Raw genomic sequence first — 17,432 nt, 5'->3', positions numbered from 1 at the left:
TTACTACAGGATTCAATCATGATCAGTTCTTTATGGATCGCCAAAACAGGTCTTGATGCACAGCAAACCAATATGGATGTGATTGCCAACAACCTGGCAAACGTCTCTACGAACGGTTTCAAGCGTCAACGCGCCGTGTTTGAAGATTTACTTTATCAAACCATCCGCCAACCTGGCGCACAGTCCTCTGAACAGACGACTTTGCCGTCCGGTTTGCAGATTGGTACCGGCGTTCGCCCGGTCGCCACCGAGCGTCTGCACAGCCAGGGCAACCTGTCTAAAACGGACAACAGCAAGGATGTGGCGATTAAAGGCGAAGGTTTCTTCCAGGTCTTACTCCCGGACGGCACCTCCGCTTACACCCGCGATGGTTCCTTCCAGGTTGACCAGAACGGCCAGCTGGTGACGGCGGGGGGGTTCCAGGTTCAACCTGCGATTACCGTGCCGGCCAACGCGCTGAGCCTGACTATCGGACGTGATGGCGTGGTAAGCGCTACCTTGCAGGGGCAGGCCGCTCCTGTGCAGGTTGGCCAGCTGAACCTGACGACCTTTATGAACGATACCGGTCTGGAAAGTATTGGTGAGAATCTCTACACCGAAACCCAGGCATCCGGTGCGCCAAACGATTCCACGCCGGGATTGAACGGCGCCGGTCTGCTGTATCAGGGCTATGTTGAGACTTCAAACGTTAACGTTGCTGAAGAGCTGGTGAATATGATCCAGGTTCAGCGCGCATACGAAATCAACAGCAAAGCGGTCTCCACGACCGATCAGATGCTGCAAAAACTGACGCAAATGTAAGGCGTGTGCCGACGTGCGAAAGCGCGTCGGCTGCCGTGACCTGAAGATGAAAGCAATGCAAAACCCAATGGTGCTCCGTCCTGTTGTCCTGAGTCTGGTGTTTGCCGTAAGCGGCTGCGCCCTTGTGCCAAGTAAACCGCTGGTTGAAGGTGCGACCACCGCCCAGCCGGTCCCCGGCCCTGCACCTGCGATCAACGGGTCAATTTTCCAGACCGCGCAGCCGATGAACTATGGCTATCAGCCGCTGTTTGAAGACCGCCGCCCGCGTAATATTGGCGACACCTTAACCATCCAGCTTCAGGAAAACGTTAGTGCCAGTAAAAGTTCTTCGGCGAATGCCAGCCGAGACGGCAAATCGGCCCTTGGCTTTGATACCGTGCCGACCTTCGCCTCGGGGCTGTTGGGGAATGGGAAAGCCGACCTGAATGCCTCTGGCAGTAATGGCTTTAACGGGAAAGGCGGTGCCAACGCCAGCAACACCTTCAGCGGCACCCTGACGGTGACCGTCGATCAGGTACTGGCGAACGGTAACCTGCATGTGGTGGGCGAAAAACAGATAGCCATCAATCAGGGCACCGAATTTATACGCTTCTCCGGCGTAGTGAACCCGCGCACCATCAGCGGCAGCAACACCGTGGCCTCCACCCAGGTAGCGGATGCCCGAATTGAGTATGTCGGTAACGGCTACATTAATGAAGCGCAGAATATGGGCTGGCTGCAGCGCTTCTTCCTTAACGTATCGCCGATGTAAGCGAGGGGTACCATGGTTAAATATTTATTTGGGCTGGTTGTGCTGTTGGCAACAACATACGCCTCCGCCGACCGCATTCGCGACCTGACGACCGTTCAGGGCGTGCGTGAGAACTCCTTGATAGGTTACGGCCTCGTTGTCGGGCTGGACGGTACCGGTGACCAGACGACACAAACGCCGTTTACCACCCAAAGCCTGAACAACATGCTTTCCCAGTTGGGCATCACCGTGCCGACCGGCACCAACATGCAGCTGAAAAACGTTGCGGCGGTAATGGTTACCGCAAAATACCCGGCGTTTGCGCGCGCGGGGCAGAACATCGACGTTGTCGTTTCCTCAATGGGTAACGCCAAGAGCCTGCGCGGCGGTACGCTGTTAATGACCCCGCTTAAGGGCGTTGATAACCAGGTTTATGCCCTGGCGCAGGGTAACGTGCTGGTCGGCGGCGCGGGCGCTGCCGCAGGCGGCAGCAGCGTGCAGGTGAACCAGCTTAACGGCGGGCGTATCACCGGTGGCGCGGTCGTCGAGCGCGAGCTGGCCGGTACCTTTGGCAATGGCAATACCCTTAATCTGCAGCTTAACGACGATGACTTCAGCCTCGCGCAGCAGATTACCGACACCATTAACCGTTCCCGCGGCTTTGGCAGCGCCACGGCGCTGGACGGTCGTACCATTCAAATTCGCGTGCCAAGCGGCGGCAGCTCGCAGGTTCGCCTGCTGGCAGATATCCAGAACCTTGAGGTCAACATGCCGGTTCAGGATGCCCGCGTGGTAATTAACTCCCGTACGGGCTCGGTGGTCATGAACCGTGAAGTGACGCTGGATAACTGCGCCGTCGCGCAGGGAAATCTGTCCGTCACGGTGAACCGTCAAAACCAGGTCAGCCAGCCTAATACGCCATTTGGCGGCGGTCAGACCGTAGTAACGCCGCAAACGCAGATCGATCTGCGTCAGAGCGGTGGCTCGGTACAGCGCGTGAATTCCAGCGCCAACCTGAACAATGTCGTCCGCGCGCTGAACGCGCTGGGTGCCACGCCAATCGATCTGATGTCTATCCTGCAATCAATGCAAAGCGCAGGCTGCCTGCGTGCGAAACTGGAAATCATCTGATGCTGACCGATGCCCGTTCACTTGCTAATGCCGCGTTTGACGCTAACTCGCTTAATGATTTGAAGGCGAAGGCCGGACAGGATCCAAAAGGTAATCTAAAAGAGGTTGCCCACCAGGTGGAGGGGATGTTCGTACAGATGATGCTGAAAAGCATGCGTGAGGCGCTGCCGAAAGACGGGATTTTCAGCAGCGAATCCACACGTATGTACACCAGCATGTATGACCAGCAGATTGCCCAGCAGCTCAGTGCGAAAGGGCTGGGTCTGGCGGATGCCATGGTCAAGCAGATGAGCGGGGAGCAGAGCGAACCGTCCGAAAGTGCCGGTCAGGTGCCGCTGAAACTCGACCCGCAAACCGTTACCAGCTACCAGAACCAGACCCTGACGCAGATGGTGCGCCAGGCCGTGCCGCGTGCGCCTTCGAACGAAGAGCCGATGAGCGGAGACAGCAAAGACTTCCTGGCGCAGCTCTCACTGCCGGCGCGTTTAGCGAGTGAGGCTAGCGGTATTCCGCACCACCTGATTCTGGCGCAGGCCGCGCTGGAGTCCGGATGGGGGCAGCGGCAGATCCGCACGGAAAAAGGTGAACCAAGCTTTAACCTGTTTGGCGTCAAGGCGACGCCGGGCTGGAAAGGGGCGACGACTGAAATCACCACCACCGAGTTTGAAAACGGTGAGGCGAAGAAAGTAAAAGCGAAATTCCGTGTCTATAGCTCGTATCTGGAAGCGCTGTCGGACTACGTTGGCTTACTGACGAAAAATCCTCGCTACGCCGCCGTAACGAATGCGGCCTCGGCAGAGCAGGGCGCTCAGGCGCTGCAAAACGCCGGTTACGCAACGGATCCTCACTACGCTCGCAAGCTGACCGGCATGATCCAGCAGCTGAAATCAATGAGCGACAAGGTTTCTAAAGCCTACAGCACTGATTTGTCAAATTTGTTCTGAAGAAGACTCAAGTCCCATGGCCTGCTGCCGATAATAAGCAGCAGAACCTTTGACCACACGCTATCAAGGAACCTTCATGTCCAATAGCCTGATTAACAGTGCCATGAGTGGCCTGAGTGCTGCCCAGGCGGCATTAAGCACCGTCGGCAATAACATTTCTAACTATAATGTAAATGGTTACACCCGCCAGACGACGATACTGTCACAGTCAAAAAGTACCCTGACCGGGGGCGGCTATGTGGGCAACGGCGTGTATGTTAACGGCGTGCAGCGTGAATACGATTCATTCATCACCAACCAGCTGCGTGCGGCGCAGACGCAAAGCAGCGGGCTGGCAACGCAGTACCAGCAGATGTCAAAAATCGACAATATTCTGTCCGGTACAACTAACTCACTGTCAAAAACCATGCAGGATTTCTTCTCCAGCCTGCAGACACTGACCAGTAATGCTCAGGATCCGGCTGCGCGTCAGGCCCTGTTAGGTAAAGCTGACGGTCTGGTCAATCAGTTTAAGGTCACCGACCAGTATCTGCGCGATCAGGACAAACAGGTTAACCTGTCCATCACCAGCAGCGTTGATCAGATCAACACCTACGCCAAACAGATTGCCAACCTGAACGATCAGATCTCTCGCCTGAAAGGCGTGGGCGCGGGCTCTGCACCAAACGATCTGCTGGACCAGCGCGATCAGCTGGTTAGCCAGCTGAATCAAATTGTCGGCGTCGATGTCAGCGTACAGGACGGTGGCACTTATAATATTTCTATTGCTAATGGTCTGACTCTGGTGCAGGGCAATACCTCTAACCAGCTGGCGGCGGTTAACTCCAGCGCGGACCCTTCACGTACCACCGTTGCTTTTGTCGATCCGGTCGCCGGCAAGATTGAAATCCCGGAAAGCCAGCTGAATTCTGGCTCCCTCGGTGGTCTGTTTAGCTTCCGCTCTCAGGATCTGGACAGCGCGCGTAACCGCCTGGGACAGATGGCACAGGCTTTTGCAACGGCGTTGAACAGCCAGCACACCCAGGGCTATGACGCTAACGGGGATAAGGGGACCGACCTGTTTACCTTCGGCGGCCCAACTGTGCTGAGCAATACCCGTAATACCAGCGGCACTCAGCTGACTGCGACCACAACGGACAGCAAGCAAGTGCAGGCCAGTGATTACAAGGTTGAGTTTGTGAGCGGGAACTGGCAAGTCACCCGTTTATCTGACAATGCCAATATCAATCCAGGCACGACCACAGATGCCAGCGGTAACGTGAGCCTGAACTTTGATGGACTGAAAGTTGGCGTTAGCGGTACGCCTGCCAACAACGAAAGCTTCACCGTAAAACCGGTTGCCAATGCGGTAGTGAACATGAGTTTAGCCGTCAAAGACGAGTCTAAACTGGCGCTGGCAAGCGATCCTACTTCGGGTAAAAGCGATAACCGTAACGCTCAGACGATGCTGGATCTGCAGAACTCAAAGCAGGTCGAAGGGAACAAAACCTTTAACGATGCTTACGCCACCCTGGTCAGTGATGTGGGTAACAAAACGGCCAGCCTGAAGGTCACCAGCACGACGCAGGATAATGTGGTTACGCAGCTAACAAAGCAGCAGCAATCTATCTCCGGCGTAAACCTCGATGAAGAGTACGGCAACCTGCAGCGTTACCAGCAGTACTACATGGCCAACGCCCAGGTACTCCAGACTGCGTCTACGCTGTTTGATGCACTGTTGAATATTCGCTAACGGGAGCCAAAGCCATGCGTATCAGTACCCAGATGTTGTATGACCAGAACATGCGCGGCATTAGCGATGTACAGAGTTTATGGTTGAATTATGGCGAGCAAATGAGCAGCGGTAACCGCGTGAACAGGCCGTCAGACGATCCAGTTGCGGCTTCTCAGGCCGTCGTGCTTTCGCAGGCGCAGTCCATGAACGACCAGTACAAACTGGCGAGGACTTTTGCAAATCAGAAAGTGTCGCTGGAAGAAAGTGTTCTGCAGCAGGTGACGTCCTCCATCACAAATGCTCAGGAGAAGGTGGTGAAAGCGGGTAACAGCGGTACGCTGAATGATGACGATCGGGCCTCTCTGGCGACTGAACTTGAAGGCATTCGCAACCAGCTATTAAACCAGGCTAATAGCACTGACGGGAATGGGCGCTATATTTTTGCTGGCTATAAAACCGAAGCGGCACCGTTCAGCGGTGGCGCGGGCAGCATTACTTATAACGGCGGGACTATCCCGATTACTCAGCAGGTAGACACTTCCCGCACCATGACCATCGGCCATACCGGGGACCAGGTCTTTAACCACATTTCCAGCAATGCGACGCCGGAACCTGATGGTTCACCGAGCGAAACGAATTTGTTTAATATGCTGGACTCTGCAATTAAAGCATTGAAAACGCCGACAGCTGGGCTGGATGACGCGGGTAAAAAAGCCCTCGATGACGCGGTTGCAAAGACGAACCGTGGATTAGGTAACGCGCTAAGCAACGTTTCAACCGTACGTGCTGAGCTGGGAACACAGCTAAACGAACTAAGCAAGCTGGACGACTTAGGCAGCGAACGGGCGCTGGGACAGGCAGATCAGATGAGCCAGCTGGTGGGTGCGGACTGGAATGCGACCGTCTCCAACTATGTACAGCAGCAGGCCGCGTTGCAGGCATCTTATAAAGCATTTAGTGATATGCAGGGCATGTCACTTTTCCAGTTGAATAGTCGATAGCATTCTACGTTTTGGGCGCGTTATGAAACTGAGCGCGCCTTATATGCCCGCTTCCGGCACCCCGGAGCGGGCTTTTTTTTGCCGACAGGAACATTACCCGCCGCAAACTTCGTACTCGTCTTCCGTATCGTACGCGCGAACGGTATTGACCCGCTCTTTAACGACCCCGGCGGCAATATCAGGAATAAGCAGCCTCACTGGAGACTCGGTTTCATAGTCGACCGAGACACCGTTACTGTTATTGGTGACGCTGACGGTGTACGTTGCTTTACCCATCATGAATTCCTTTGGCTGTTCACCACCTTGCCCAGGGCGATGCCTTCCAGCTTTGCCTCGGGAGCATCGTGTTTTTTCTTATTTAACCTGAGACTATTTAACCCCCTGCTGAGTTGTGAAATTTGACATAAAGTGAATTTTAAATGCACTTTTAAGGGGCGGGTAATGACCTTGTCATAAATACCGGGCCACAGGCAAAAAAAAGCCGGTCGATTGACCGGCTTTTTACGCTCTGCGGAAAATTACTCCGTTTCTGGCGGACGGGTCGCCGGCGCGGTTGCCTGATGGCTTGCGCTGTGACCGCCCGCAGAACCCTTACCGCTGAACTCGAAGGATGGGCGAACCCACTCGCTATGGCGAGGTGCCTCCGGAGTATAAGTCGGTGCAGGGGCACGCGTCATCGGTGCCGTAGCGTGTTTGACGGCTACAGCGGATTCGGCCTTAACCGCTTGTTCCACCGGCTCCGCTTCTACCGCAGGTGCCGCTTCAACAACAGGTTTCACCTCTTCAACCACCGCGATCGGGGCTTCTTCTACCGCTGGCTGTTCTACAGCAACCGGGGCAGGTTCAATGACTTCTGCTGCCTGTGGCACCGGCTGAGCGGATTCTTCCTGTGCGGGTTTAGCTTGCTCAACGGTTTCTTCGGCGACAACGTGATCCGCAGCGGCAATCACCTGTGGCTGTTCGGTGACCGGTGCTGCGATGATTTCTGGATGCGTTGTTTCAATCGCGACCGGTGCAACAACGGTCTCTTCAGCTTTCACAGGTTCACTAACCTGCACATCGGCAACAGGGGCTACGGCTTCAACAGCCGCCGCCTCAGCAACGTTGGTGTGCTGGACTTCTTCGTGAGACTGGAAGACCTCTTCCTGAGCAACCTGATCGTGTGGACGAGCAATCGGGTAGGTGATGAACACTTTACCTGATGCCAGTTCCGGAGAGGCACACGCGGTTGCCAACGGCATAGGAGACACGGCCGGGTAACGCTCATCACGGTAACGACGACGGCGCTGGCCGCTCACGCGCAGGTGGCGAGGAGAACGACGTGAACGACGCGGCATACCGGCAGTCTCACGATTCTCTGCGTTGTCATCCTGCTGCTCAGCGATGACAGGGGCTTCTACCACAGCTGGAAGCGGGATAGTTGCCAGCTCGGTGCTCGCCTGTACAACCTGAGTTTCTTCCACGGCAGGAGTATCAGCAGATTCGAAGCGAACTTTTTGGTTCAGCTGGCGCGGTTTACGGCGCTGCATGACCTGAGTGCGTTCTTCCTGCTCGGCTTCTTGCTCAACAACGTTATCCTGCTGCAGTGCTTTCACTTCCTGCTGCGCCTGACGTTTTTCATCAGAACGGCGGCGGTTGCGATCGCGACGCGGCTGCTGCTCGTCACGGGACTTCTGCTGTTTTTCAGCATCGTCTACGGCAGTAGCAACGTTCTGGCGAACTTCACGGGATTCCGTATTCTGCTGCTGACCATTACGGCGGTTACGGCGGTTGTCGTCACGACCCTCACGCGGCTCGCGAGCTTCACGGCCTTCACCGTTGCGGTCATCGCGGTTATTACGATTGTCACGGTTATCGCGATCGCGGTTGTTGCGGTCACCGCGCTCATTACGATCGCCACGATCGCGGCGATTGTTCTGACGGCGGTTGTTGTTGCGACGATCCTGACGTTGAGTATCAGACTCAGTCGCTTTTTCTTCCTTCACTTCTTTAACTTCTGCCGTGGCGTTATCGCCAGCGAAGAGTTTTTTCAGTGCGGCGAAGAAACGGCTAACCAGACCCGGCTGCGTGGCTGCATCAGCTTTTGGCTGAGTTGTGGCAGGCCCGGTCACGACGGCGGCAGGTTTAACCGCAGCGGTTTCCTGTGGCGCCGGCGGTACTTCAGGCATCACAAAGGTTGCCAGAGCAGGCTGCTCCGGACGCTTGCGTTCGGTGTACTCTTCATCAGAAGGCATTGCCATCTCTTCTTCATGCAGCTTAGGCAGCATGTAGCTCAGAGTATGGGTTTCTTCGCCTTTCCGTACGCGCAGCACAGAATAGTGCGGCGTTTCCATTTGATCGTTTGGAACGATGATCGCCCGTACGCCGCCCTGGCGTTTTTCAATTGCGCTCACCGCGTCACGTTTTTCGTTCAGCAGGTAAGAGGCAATAGGCACAGGCACGATGGCGTGAACTTCTTTGGTGTTCTCCTTCAGCGCTTCTTCTTCAATCAGACGCAGGATGGAGAGAGACAGAGATTCGTTATCGCGAACGGTGCCGGTGCCGCTACAGCGTGGGCAGACGTGGTGGCTGGACTCGCCGAGGGACGGGCTAAGACGCTGACGTGACATCTCCAGCAGGCCAAAACGCGAGATGTGGCTGATCTGGATGCGCGCTCTGTCCTGACGTACGGCTTCACGAAGGCGGTTTTCAACGGCACGCTGGTGGCGAACCGGCGTCATATCGATGAAGTCGATAACAATCAAGCCGCCGAGGTCACGCAGGCGCAGTTGGCGAGCAATTTCATCGGCCGCTTCAAGGTTGGTATTGAACGCTGTCTCTTCGATATCGCCGCCGCGGGTTGCGCGCGCGGAGTTGATGTCGATGGCGGTCAGGGCTTCCGTGGTATCAATAACGATTGAACCACCGGATGGCAGACGGACTTCACGCTGGAACGCGGATTCAATCTGCGACTCAATCTGATAGTGGCTGAACAGCGGGATTTCACCGGTGTAGAGCTTAATTTTGCTGCTGAAATCTGGACGGCCCAACGCGGCGATATGCTGGCGAGCCAGCTCCAGCACTTTTGGGTTATCAATCAGAATTTCGCCGATATCCTGACGCAGATAGTCACGGAAAGCGCGAACGATAACGTTGCTTTCCTGGTGGATCAGGAACGGAGCAGGGCGGTTTTCAGCGGCTTTCTGGATAGCTTCCCAGTGCTTCAGGCGGAAGCTCAGATCCCACTGCAGGGCTTCGGCGGATTTGCCCACGCCCGCGGTACGCACGATAAGACCCATGCCGTCCGGCAGCTCAAGTGAAGAAAGCGCTTCTTTTAATTCGGTACGGTCATCCCCTTCGATGCGGCGAGAAATACCACCGGCGCGAGGGTTGTTTGGCATCAGAACCAGGTAGCTACCCGCGAGGCTAATAAAGGTGGTTAAGGCCGCACCTTTGTTACCGCGCTCTTCTTTATCGATCTGGACGATCACTTCCTGGCCTTCGCGCAGAACATCTTTGATATTCGGACGGCCATGGGAAGCATAATTAGAAGGGAAGTATTCGCGAGCGATTTCTTTCAGAGGAAGGAAACCGTGTCTTTCTGCGCCATAATCAACAAATGCCGCTTCCAGACTAGGTTCAATACGGGTGATTTTGCCTTTATAGATGTTCGCTTTTTTCTGTTCGTGTCCCGGGCTTTCAATGTCCAGATCGTACAGACGCTGCCCATCTACAAGGGCGACACGCAACTCTTCTTGCTGAGTTGCGTTAATTAACATTCTTTTCATCGTAACTTACTCATTATTCTTACATTGGCGACAGAGCTGCGGACATGGTGACGCTAACCGGGAGTGAACCGATGGCCTCGTGACTAAACGCGTAGTCGCCAACCTCACGGTTGTCGCTTGCTGAGAGGCGCAAAGTGTCGGTTGCCTGTATTTCATACGGAAATACAGCGCAATTATCGTGGGAATAACCTTAGAATGTTTCTTAAGAGTGATTCCATTTTACCGGTCAGGCTGCAACCCGCAGCCCGCTAACTGCCTGAAAGTACAATACGTCTTACGCCATTGCTGCGTGGATGAACGTTCAGGCAAAATTGGTCATTCCGCAAAATTTCTTGTTTTAACAAGTTTCAACGCGGAAAACCGTAACATTATTCCACTGCTAACCTTGTTATAGCAAGATGACTTTTGCTATTAGCGCCCTGTTTCTCACAGTTTTTTAACCTGTATTTTAAGGCTGACGTAAAGCTCGCGATAAAAGACGGTTGAGACGGTTTAAAACAGGACAGATTGTCAGTTAAGCACATAAAAATGAGTGGCGCTATGCGCACGGGCTATTTAGAATCGCCGACCATGAAAACAGAGACTCCATCAGTAAAAATCGTTGCAATTTCGGCCGATGAGGCCGGGCAGCGTATCGACAACTTTTTGCTCGCCCGCCTGAAGGGCGTGCCAAAAAGTATGATTTATCGCATCGTGCGTAAAGGCGAGGTGCGAGTGAATAAAAAACGCATCAAGCCCGAGTATAAACTTGAAGCCGGGGATGAGGTTCGTATCCCGCCGGTCCGCGTGGCCGAGCGTGAGGAAGAGGCTGTCTCTCCGCATCTGCAAAAAGTGGCCGCACTGAGCGATGTCATTCTTTATGAAGACGACCATATTCTGGTGCTTAACAAACCCTCCGGCACGGCGGTACACGGTGGCAGCGGCTTGAGCTTCGGCGTCATCGAAGGGCTACGTGCCCTGCGCCCGGAAGCTCGTTTCCTTGAGCTGGTGCATCGCCTCGACCGCGACACGTCCGGCGTACTGCTGGTGGCTAAAAAACGCTCCGCGTTGCGTTCGCTTCATGAGCAGCTGCGTGAGAAGGGGATGCAAAAGGATTACCTCGCGCTGGTTCGTGGGCAATGGCAGTCACATGTCAAAGTGGTACAGGCTCCGCTGCTGAAGAATATTCTGCAAAGCGGGGAGCGCATCGTGAGGGTAAACAGCGAAGGTAAGCCATCCGAAACGCGCTTTAAGGTTGAAGAGCGCTATGAGTTTGCGACCCTGGTACGCTGTAGTCCGGTCACCGGGCGTACCCACCAAATTCGCGTCCATACCCTGCACGCCGGGCATCCTATCGCCTTTGACGATCGCTATGGTGACCGCGAGTTTGATAAGCAGCTTGCGGGCACCGGGCTGAACCGCCTGTTCCTGCACGCTGCCGCGCTGAAGTTTACCCACCCGAATACCGGGGAGGTGATTCGTATCGAAGCGCCGCTGGACAATAATCTAAAGCGTTGCCTGCAGGTTTTACGCAACGCTAAGTAATGCCAGTTAGTGAAAAGCGCTCCGCATCGCCGGAGCGTCAGGTTGATGACAAACGGCCGAAAAACGTGGTTTTCGGCCGTTTGGGGCAAACCAGAGAACATCATTCATTGTTTCTATTAGACCAACGCTCGGGCTTTTTTAGATCAATGAATTTTGTTAGCAGTCTCGCGCCCCGCATTGCCGGAGCGTTTTTTTAGTCCAGCAGCGGGTTACAGCCTTCCTTGCGCAGCATTTCGCACAGGCTGATTAGCGGTAGCCCAACCAGGGTATTCGGATCCTTCCCTTCCAGTCGCTCAAACAGCGTGATGCCCAACCCTTCGCTTTTAAAGCTGCCCGCGCAGTTAAGCGGCTGCTCTTTTTGCACATAGCGGCGAATTTCTTCCTCCGTCAAATGACGAAAGTGAACATCAAAAGGTTCGCACAGCGTTTGCAGCTGGCCGTTTGCTGAATTATACAGTGCCAGCCCGGTATAAAAGGTCACGATGGTACCGCGTGCCTGCAATAATTGTTGTATGGCATTCTCCTCGCTGTGCGGTTTTCCGGCGATCTGGTTATTCAAGACGCAAACCTGATCGGAGCCGATGATAAGATGTTCGGGATAGCGTTCCTTTAATGCCTGAGCTTTAGCCTGAGCGAGGCGAGTGACCAACTGCCGCGCATTTTCTCCGGGCTGTGGCGTCTCATCGACCTCGGGAGCAGCGGTAATAAAAGGCAGACCCAGTTTTTCCAGCAGGCTGCGGCGGAACGGGGAAGTGGACGCGAGAACAATCGATTTCATATTTTTTTCATTAAAGATAGCGAATTGAATAAAGGCATTTTAAACTGTGCCACCGCAATGTGTGCGAATATACCCGTCATATTTTAAGCCGCAGAGGCGTTACCAGCGCTCACTTACCCGAGCCGGGTGCCTGTCTGCAACTTAAACTATTTAGGGTAGAAATGGCAAAAGGCGCTGTTTCCAGGCCTTTTTCTTTGACTCTATGACGTTACAAAGTTAATATGCGCGCCCTATGCAAAAGGTAAAATTACCCCTGACTCTTGATCCGGTTCGTACGGCTCAAAAACGCCTTGATTACGAAGGAGTGTATGCTTCCGATCAGGTTGAGCGTATCGCCGAGTCTGTAGTCAGTGTGGACACTGATGTAGAATGCTCCATGAGATTCGCTATCGATAACCAGCGCCTCGCGGTTTTGACCGGCGATGCAAAGGTGACGGTAACGCTCGAATGCCAGCGTTGCGGGAAACCGTTTGTGCATCATGTTCACACAACGTATTGTTTCAGTCCGGTCCGCTCTGACGAACAGGCTGAAGCACTCCCGGAAGCGTATGAGCCGATTGAGGTTAACGAATTCGGTGAAATCGATCTGCGGGCGCTGGTGGAAGATGAAGTTATCCTCTGCTTGCCTGTAGTTCCGGTGCATGATTCTGAACACTGTGAAGTGTCCGAGGCGGACATGGTCTTTGGTGAACTGCCTCCAGAGGCGGAAAAACCAAACCCATTTGCCGTATTAGCCAGTTTAAAGCGTAAGTAATTGAGGAGTAAGGTCCATGGCCGTACAACAGAATAAACCAACCCGTTCCAAACGTGGCATGCGTCGTTCCCATGACGCGCTGACCACCACCACCCTGTCCGTGGACAAAGTTTCTGGTGAAACTCATCTGCGTCACCACATCACTGCCGACGGTTTCTACCGCGGCCGCAAGGTTATCGCTAAGTAATCTGGCGCAACCTTGAGACGTCTAACCCTAGCGTTAGATGCCATGGGTGGGGACTTCGGTCCTTCCGTGACAGTGCCTGCAGCTTTGCAGGCACTGGACTCAAACTCTTCGCTTAATCTTCTTTTAGTCGGTAATCCCGACGCAATCACGCCATTACTTGCCAAAGCTGATTTCGAGCAACGCTCGCGCCTGCAGATTATTCCTGCGGAATCGGTTATTGCCAGTGATGCCAGACCGTCACAGGCGATCCGCGCAAGCCGTGGGTCGTCAATGCGCATTGCGCTTGAGCTGGTGAAAGAAGGGCGGGCAGAAGCCTGCGTCAGTGCCGGGAATACCGGCGCGCTGATGGGGCTTGCGAAATTACTGCTTAAGCCAATTGACGGGATTGAGCGCCCGGCGTTGATGACGGTATTACCGCATCAGCAAAAGGGGAAAACGGTGGTGCTTGACCTTGGCGCTAACGTTGACTGCGACAGCACGATGCTGGTGCAATTTGCCATCATGGGATCCGTGATGGCCGAAGAGGTGCTGGGTATCAGTCGCCCTAAAGTGGCGCTACTGAATATCGGCGAAGAAGAGACTAAGGGGCTGGACAGTATCCGTGATGCCTCTGCTTTATTAAAAACAATGCCTTCAATGAACTATATTGGATACCTTGAGGCTAACGAATTACTCACCGGCAAGACCGATGTGCTGGTCTGTGATGGTTTTGTCGGTAACGTCACACTCAAGACGATGGAAGGTGTTGTCAGGATGTTCCTTTCGCTGCTCAAATCGCAGGGGGAAGGAAAAAAAAGGTCGTGGTGGCTGATTATATTGAAGAAGTGGCTACAAAAGCGCCTGATAAGGCGATTCGGTCACCTCAACCCCGACCAGTATAATGGCGCCTGTCTGTTAGGATTGCGCGGCACGGTGATTAAGAGTCACGGTGCGGCCAATCAGCGAGCGTTTGCTGTCGCGATTGAACAGGCAGTGCAGGCGGTGCAGCGGCAAGTCCCTCAGCGGATTGGCGCTCGCCTGGAATCTGTATTACCCAAGAGTGACTGAGCGTACATGTATACGAAGATTATTGGTACCGGCAGCTTCCTGCCTGAACAAGTGCGTACTAACGCTGACCTGGAAAAAATGGTCGATACGTCTGACGAGTGGATTGTCACCCGCACAGGTATCCGTGAACGCCGTATTGCTGGCCCGAATGAAACGGTTTCGACCATGGGTTACGAAGCCGCCGTCCGCGCGCTGGACATGGCCGGCATTGATAAAAACGACATCGGCCTGATCGTTGTGGCGACAACGTCTTCAACGCACGCTTTCCCAAGCGCGGCGTGCCAGATTCAGGCCATGCTGGGTATTAAAGGTTGCCCGGCGTTTGACGTTGCCGCCGCGTGTGCGGGCTTTACCTATGCGCTGAGCATTGCCGATCAGTACGTGAAGTCCGGCGCCGTGAAAAACGCGCTGGTCATCGGTGCTGATGTGCTGGCGCGTACCTGCGATCCGACCGATCGCAGCACCATCATTATTTTTGGCGACGGTGCAGGCGCGGCCGTACTGGGTGCATCTGAAGCGCCGGGTATCATCTCTACCCATCTGCACGCAGACGGTAGCTATGGTGACCTGCTGACGCTGCCGAACGTCGATCGCGTGAATCCTGAAAATTCAGTTCATCTGACGATGGCCGGTAACGAAGTCTTTAAAGTCGCGGTGACTGAGCTGGCTCACATCGTTGACGAAACCCTGGAAGCAAATAACCTCGATCGCTCTGCGCTCGACTGGTTGGTGCCGCATCAGGCTAACCTGCGCATCATCAGTGCGACCGCGAAAAAACTCGGGATGCCGATGGATAACGTCGTCGTGACCCTGGATCGCCATGGCAATACGTCTGCCGCTTCCGTACCGGCAGCGCTGGACGAAGCGGTACGCGATGGTCGCATCAAGCGCGGTCAGCTGGTACTGCTGGAAGCGTTCGGCGGTGGCTTCACCTGGGGCTCTGCACTGGTTCGTTTTTGATTAAAGGAATTTTCGACATGACGCAATTCGCTATGGTGTTTCCGGGACAGGGTTCCCAGTCCGTTGGCATGCTGGCCGATCTCGCGGCAAGCTATCCGGTGATTGAAGCCACGTTCCGCGAAGCTTCTGACGCGCTGGGTTATGACCTGTGGGCGCTGACCCAGCAGGGGCCGGCGGAAGAGCTGAATAAAACCTGGCAGACTCAGCCAGCGCTGCTGACGGCTTCCGTCGCATTATGGCGCGTTTGGCAGCAGCAGGGCGGCAAAGCGCCTGCGCTGCTGGCGGGCCACAGCCTGGGTGAATACTCCGCGCTGGTTTGCGCTGGCGTGATTAATTTCGCCGATGCCGTTCGCCTGGTCGAACTGCGCGGTAAGCTGATGCAGGATGCTGTACCTGAAGGGACCGGCGCAATGTCTGCCATTATCGGTCTTGACGATGCGTCCATTGCCAAAGCCTGTGAAGCGTCAGCGCAGGGGCAGGTTGTCTCTCCGGTGAACTTTAACTCTCCGGGACAGGTTGTGATCGCCGGTAACAAAGAAGCCGTCGAGCGTGCCGGTGCTGCCTGTAAAGCCGCTGGCGCAAAACGTGCTCTACCGCTGCCGGTGAGCGTGCCGTCCCACTGCGCGCTGATGAAGCCTGCGGCCGATAAACTGGCGCTAGCGCTGGAAAACATTACCTTTAACGCCCCGGCTATTCCGGTCGTTAATAACGTTGACGTGAAGTGTGAAACCGCACCGGAAGCCATTCGTAGCGCGCTGGTACGCCAGCTCTACAGCCCGGTTCAGTGGACCAGGTCCGTAGAGTTTATCGCGGCGCAGGGCGTATCCCAACTGCTGGAAGTTGGCCCAGGCAAGGTTCTGACGGGGCTGACTAAACGTATTGTTGACACCATGACGGCAGCGGCCATTAATGAGCCTGCAACACTGTCAGCGGCGCTTGAACAATAAAACGAGGAAAACCATGAGTTTTGAAGGAAAAATTGCGCTGGTAACCGGCGCAAGTCGCGGAATCGGCCGCGCTATCGCTGAGACTTTAGTGGCTCGCGGTGCGAAAGTTATCGGTACGGCAACCAGCGAAAGCGGTGCGCAGGCTATCAGTGACTATCTGGGCGAGCACGGCAAAGGCTTCATGCTGAACGTAACCGATCCGGCTTCTATCGACTCCGTGTTGGGCAGCATTCGCAAAGAGTTTGGCGAAGTCGATATTCTGGTTAACAATGCCGGCATCACTCGCGATAATTTGCTGATGCGCATGAAGGATGATGAGTGGAACGATATTATCGAAACCAACCTGTCATCTGTTTTCCGTCTGTCAAAAGCGGTAATGCGAGCTATGATGAAGAAGCGTCATGGGCGTATTATCACTATCGGTTCTGTGGTTGGTACCATGGGAAATGCTGGTCAGGCTAACTACGCTGCGGCGAAAGCGGGTTTGATTGGCTTCAGTAAATCGCTGGCGCGTGAAGTTGCGTCGCGCGGTATTACTGTGAACGTTGTTGCTCCGGGTTTTATTGAAACGGACATGACGCGTGCGCTCTCTGATGAACAGCGTGCGGGTATTCTGGCGCAGGTTCCTGCGGGTCGTTTAGGCGACGCAAATGAAATCGCCAGTGCTGTAGCATTTTTAGCCTCTGACGAAGCTGGGTACATCTCTGGTGAGACCCTGCACGTCAATGGCGGAATGTACATGGTTTAATCACGGTGAAAAATATTTGCGTTATTTGGGCGAATGCCCGCAAAATAGCGTAAAATCGTGGTTTGACCAGCCGGGATTTGGTTGCATCTTTTTCAACATTTTATACACTACGAAAACCATCGCGAAAGCGAGTTTTGATAGGAAATTTAAGAGTATGAGCACTATCGAAGAACGCGTTAAGAAAATCATTGGCGAACAACTGGGCGTTAAGCAAGAAGAAGTAGTGAACACCGCTTCCTTCGTTGAGGACCTGGGCGCTGATTCTCTTGACACCGTTGAGCTGGTAATGGCTCTGGAAGAAGAGTTTGATACTGAGATTCCGGACGAAGAAGCTGAGAAAATCACCACCGTTCAGGCTGCCATTGATTACATCAACGGCCACCAGGCGTAAGTGAACAT

The 17,432-nt window shown here is 54.4% G+C and carries 17 protein-coding genes; 14 read left to right on the top strand and 3 right to left on the bottom strand.

Annotated elements, in window-relative coordinates:
* Positions 1-18: 18 nt before the first annotated feature.
* From flgG to flgL, 6 genes are all read left to right on the top strand, one after another.
* Positions 19-801 (top strand): flagellar basal-body rod protein FlgG, encoded by a 783-nt coding sequence (gene flgG, locus VGM55_RS17480; RefSeq protein WP_038473679.1) that lies wholly within the window; start codon positions 19-21, stop codon positions 799-801.
* A gap of 55 nt (positions 802-856) precedes the next feature.
* Positions 857-1,552: a flagellar basal body L-ring protein FlgH gene (locus tag VGM55_RS17475; RefSeq protein WP_154187752.1), complete on the top strand. Its 696-nt coding sequence runs from the start codon at positions 857-859 to the stop codon at positions 1,550-1,552.
* A 12-nt stretch (positions 1,553-1,564) separates the two neighbouring features.
* Positions 1,565-2,662, top strand: coding sequence for a flagellar basal body P-ring protein FlgI (locus tag VGM55_RS17470; protein ID WP_154187674.1), 1,098 nt, complete (start codon positions 1,565-1,567; stop codon positions 2,660-2,662).
* Positions 2,662-3,606 carry a flagellar assembly peptidoglycan hydrolase FlgJ gene (gene flgJ, locus VGM55_RS17465; protein ID WP_154187673.1) on the top strand — a complete coding sequence of 315 codons (945 nt, stop codon included), beginning with the start codon at positions 2,662-2,664 and terminating at the stop codon, positions 3,604-3,606. Before VGM55_RS17470 ends, flgJ begins: the two co-directional genes overlap by 1 nt.
* 76 nt (positions 3,607-3,682) lie before the next feature.
* Positions 3,683-5,338: a flagellar hook-associated protein FlgK gene (gene flgK, locus VGM55_RS17460; protein ID WP_331636157.1), complete on the top strand. Its 1,656-nt coding sequence runs from the start codon at positions 3,683-3,685 to the stop codon at positions 5,336-5,338.
* Between the two features lie 14 nt (positions 5,339-5,352).
* On the top strand, positions 5,353-6,321 hold the full coding sequence (gene flgL / locus VGM55_RS17455; RefSeq protein ID WP_331636156.1) for a flagellar hook-associated protein FlgL: 969 nt from the start codon (positions 5,353-5,355) through the stop codon (positions 6,319-6,321).
* A gap of 93 nt (positions 6,322-6,414) precedes the next feature.
* Here flgL and VGM55_RS17450 read toward each other — a convergent pair whose 3' ends face one another.
* The gene (locus VGM55_RS17450) at positions 6,415-6,597 is read right to left on the bottom strand and encodes a DUF1869 domain-containing protein (protein WP_154187751.1); all 183 of its coding nucleotides are present in this window, start codon (positions 6,595-6,597) and stop codon (positions 6,415-6,417) included.
* A gap of 242 nt (positions 6,598-6,839) precedes the next feature.
* Positions 6,840-10,088: a ribonuclease E gene (gene rne / locus VGM55_RS17445; protein WP_331636155.1), complete on the bottom strand. Its 3,249-nt coding sequence runs from the start codon at positions 10,086-10,088 to the stop codon at positions 6,840-6,842.
* Between the two features lie 570 nt (positions 10,089-10,658).
* Between rne and rluC the strand changes: the two genes are divergently transcribed.
* A complete protein-coding gene (rluC, locus tag VGM55_RS17440) occupies positions 10,659-11,612 on the top strand; it encodes a 23S rRNA pseudouridine(955/2504/2580) synthase RluC (RefSeq protein WP_167549838.1) in 954 nt (317 codons plus the stop codon).
* Between the two features lie 193 nt (positions 11,613-11,805).
* On the opposite strand, the gene VGM55_RS17435 is transcribed toward rluC, so the two are convergent.
* On the bottom strand, positions 11,806-12,390 hold the full coding sequence (locus VGM55_RS17435) for a nucleoside triphosphate pyrophosphatase (protein WP_331636154.1): 585 nt from the start codon (positions 12,388-12,390) through the stop codon (positions 11,806-11,808).
* Positions 12,391-12,622: 232 nt separating this feature from the next.
* Between VGM55_RS17435 and yceD the strand changes: the two genes are divergently transcribed.
* The 7 genes from yceD to acpP all read left to right on the top strand — a co-directional run bounded on the left by yceD (position 12,623) and on the right by acpP (position 17,424).
* The gene (gene yceD, locus VGM55_RS17430; RefSeq protein ID WP_038473650.1) at positions 12,623-13,144 is read left to right on the top strand and encodes a 23S rRNA accumulation protein YceD; all 522 of its coding nucleotides are present in this window, start codon (positions 12,623-12,625) and stop codon (positions 13,142-13,144) included.
* Positions 13,145-13,160: 16 nt separating this feature from the next.
* On the top strand, positions 13,161-13,331 hold the full coding sequence (rpmF, locus tag VGM55_RS17425) for a 50S ribosomal protein L32 (protein ID WP_016535856.1): 171 nt from the start codon (positions 13,161-13,163) through the stop codon (positions 13,329-13,331).
* A 12-nt stretch (positions 13,332-13,343) separates the two neighbouring features.
* On the top strand, positions 13,344-14,378 hold the full coding sequence (plsX, locus tag VGM55_RS17420) for a phosphate acyltransferase PlsX (RefSeq protein WP_331636153.1): 1,035 nt from the start codon (positions 13,344-13,346) through the stop codon (positions 14,376-14,378).
* Positions 14,379-14,384: 6 nt separating this feature from the next.
* Positions 14,385-15,338: a beta-ketoacyl-ACP synthase III gene (locus VGM55_RS17415; protein ID WP_154187666.1), complete on the top strand. Its 954-nt coding sequence runs from the start codon at positions 14,385-14,387 to the stop codon at positions 15,336-15,338.
* A gap of 17 nt (positions 15,339-15,355) precedes the next feature.
* Positions 15,356-16,285: an ACP S-malonyltransferase gene (gene fabD / locus VGM55_RS17410; RefSeq protein ID WP_154187665.1), complete on the top strand. Its 930-nt coding sequence runs from the start codon at positions 15,356-15,358 to the stop codon at positions 16,283-16,285.
* A 13-nt stretch (positions 16,286-16,298) separates the two neighbouring features.
* Complete coding sequence (fabG, locus tag VGM55_RS17405; RefSeq protein ID WP_154187664.1) at positions 16,299-17,033, top strand: 3-oxoacyl-ACP reductase FabG; 735 nt, start codon at positions 16,299-16,301, stop codon at positions 17,031-17,033.
* Between the two features lie 154 nt (positions 17,034-17,187).
* Positions 17,188-17,424, top strand: a complete 237-nt coding sequence (acpP, locus tag VGM55_RS17400) for an acyl carrier protein (RefSeq protein ID WP_004157115.1) — start codon at positions 17,188-17,190, stop codon at positions 17,422-17,424.
* The last annotated feature ends 8 nt before the right edge of the window (positions 17,425-17,432 follow it).

This window comes from Cedecea sp. (genome assembly GCF_036500665.1).
Classification (GTDB): Bacteria; Pseudomonadota; Gammaproteobacteria; order Enterobacterales; family Enterobacteriaceae; genus Cedecea.
Note: the sequence above shows the minus strand (reverse complement) of the source record. Positions and strands in the feature narration are given on the sequence as shown.

What these genes read in the sequence shown, in the direction of transcription:
- flgG (WP_038473679.1), top strand. Translation starts at nt 19, where the DNA reads ATGATCAGTTCTTTATGGATCGCCAAAACAGGTCTTGATGCACAGCAA.
- VGM55_RS17475 (WP_154187752.1), top strand. Translation starts at nt 857, where the DNA reads ATGCAAAACCCAATGGTGCTCCGTCCTGTTGTCCTGAGTCTGGTGTTT.
- VGM55_RS17470 (WP_154187674.1), top strand. Translation starts at nt 1,565, where the DNA reads ATGGTTAAATATTTATTTGGGCTGGTTGTGCTGTTGGCAACAACATAC.
- flgJ (WP_154187673.1), top strand. Translation starts at nt 2,662, where the DNA reads ATGCTGACCGATGCCCGTTCACTTGCTAATGCCGCGTTTGACGCTAAC.
- flgK (WP_331636157.1), top strand. Translation starts at nt 3,683, where the DNA reads ATGTCCAATAGCCTGATTAACAGTGCCATGAGTGGCCTGAGTGCTGCC.
- flgL (WP_331636156.1), top strand. Translation starts at nt 5,353, where the DNA reads ATGCGTATCAGTACCCAGATGTTGTATGACCAGAACATGCGCGGCATT.
- VGM55_RS17450 (WP_154187751.1), bottom strand. Translation starts at nt 6,597, where the DNA reads ATGGGTAAAGCAACGTACACCGTCAGCGTCACCAATAACAGTAACGGT.
- rne (WP_331636155.1), bottom strand. Translation starts at nt 10,088, where the DNA reads ATGAAAAGAATGTTAATTAACGCAACTCAGCAAGAAGAGTTGCGTGTC.
- rluC (WP_167549838.1), top strand. Translation starts at nt 10,659, where the DNA reads ATGAAAACAGAGACTCCATCAGTAAAAATCGTTGCAATTTCGGCCGAT.
- VGM55_RS17435 (WP_331636154.1), bottom strand. Translation starts at nt 12,390, where the DNA reads ATGAAATCGATTGTTCTCGCGTCCACTTCCCCGTTCCGCCGCAGCCTG.
- yceD (WP_038473650.1), top strand. Translation starts at nt 12,623, where the DNA reads ATGCAAAAGGTAAAATTACCCCTGACTCTTGATCCGGTTCGTACGGCT.
- rpmF (WP_016535856.1), top strand. Translation starts at nt 13,161, where the DNA reads ATGGCCGTACAACAGAATAAACCAACCCGTTCCAAACGTGGCATGCGT.
- VGM55_RS17415 (WP_154187666.1), top strand. Translation starts at nt 14,385, where the DNA reads ATGTATACGAAGATTATTGGTACCGGCAGCTTCCTGCCTGAACAAGTG.
- fabD (WP_154187665.1), top strand. Translation starts at nt 15,356, where the DNA reads ATGACGCAATTCGCTATGGTGTTTCCGGGACAGGGTTCCCAGTCCGTT.
- fabG (WP_154187664.1), top strand. Translation starts at nt 16,299, where the DNA reads ATGAGTTTTGAAGGAAAAATTGCGCTGGTAACCGGCGCAAGTCGCGGA.
- acpP (WP_004157115.1), top strand. Translation starts at nt 17,188, where the DNA reads ATGAGCACTATCGAAGAACGCGTTAAGAAAATCATTGGCGAACAACTG.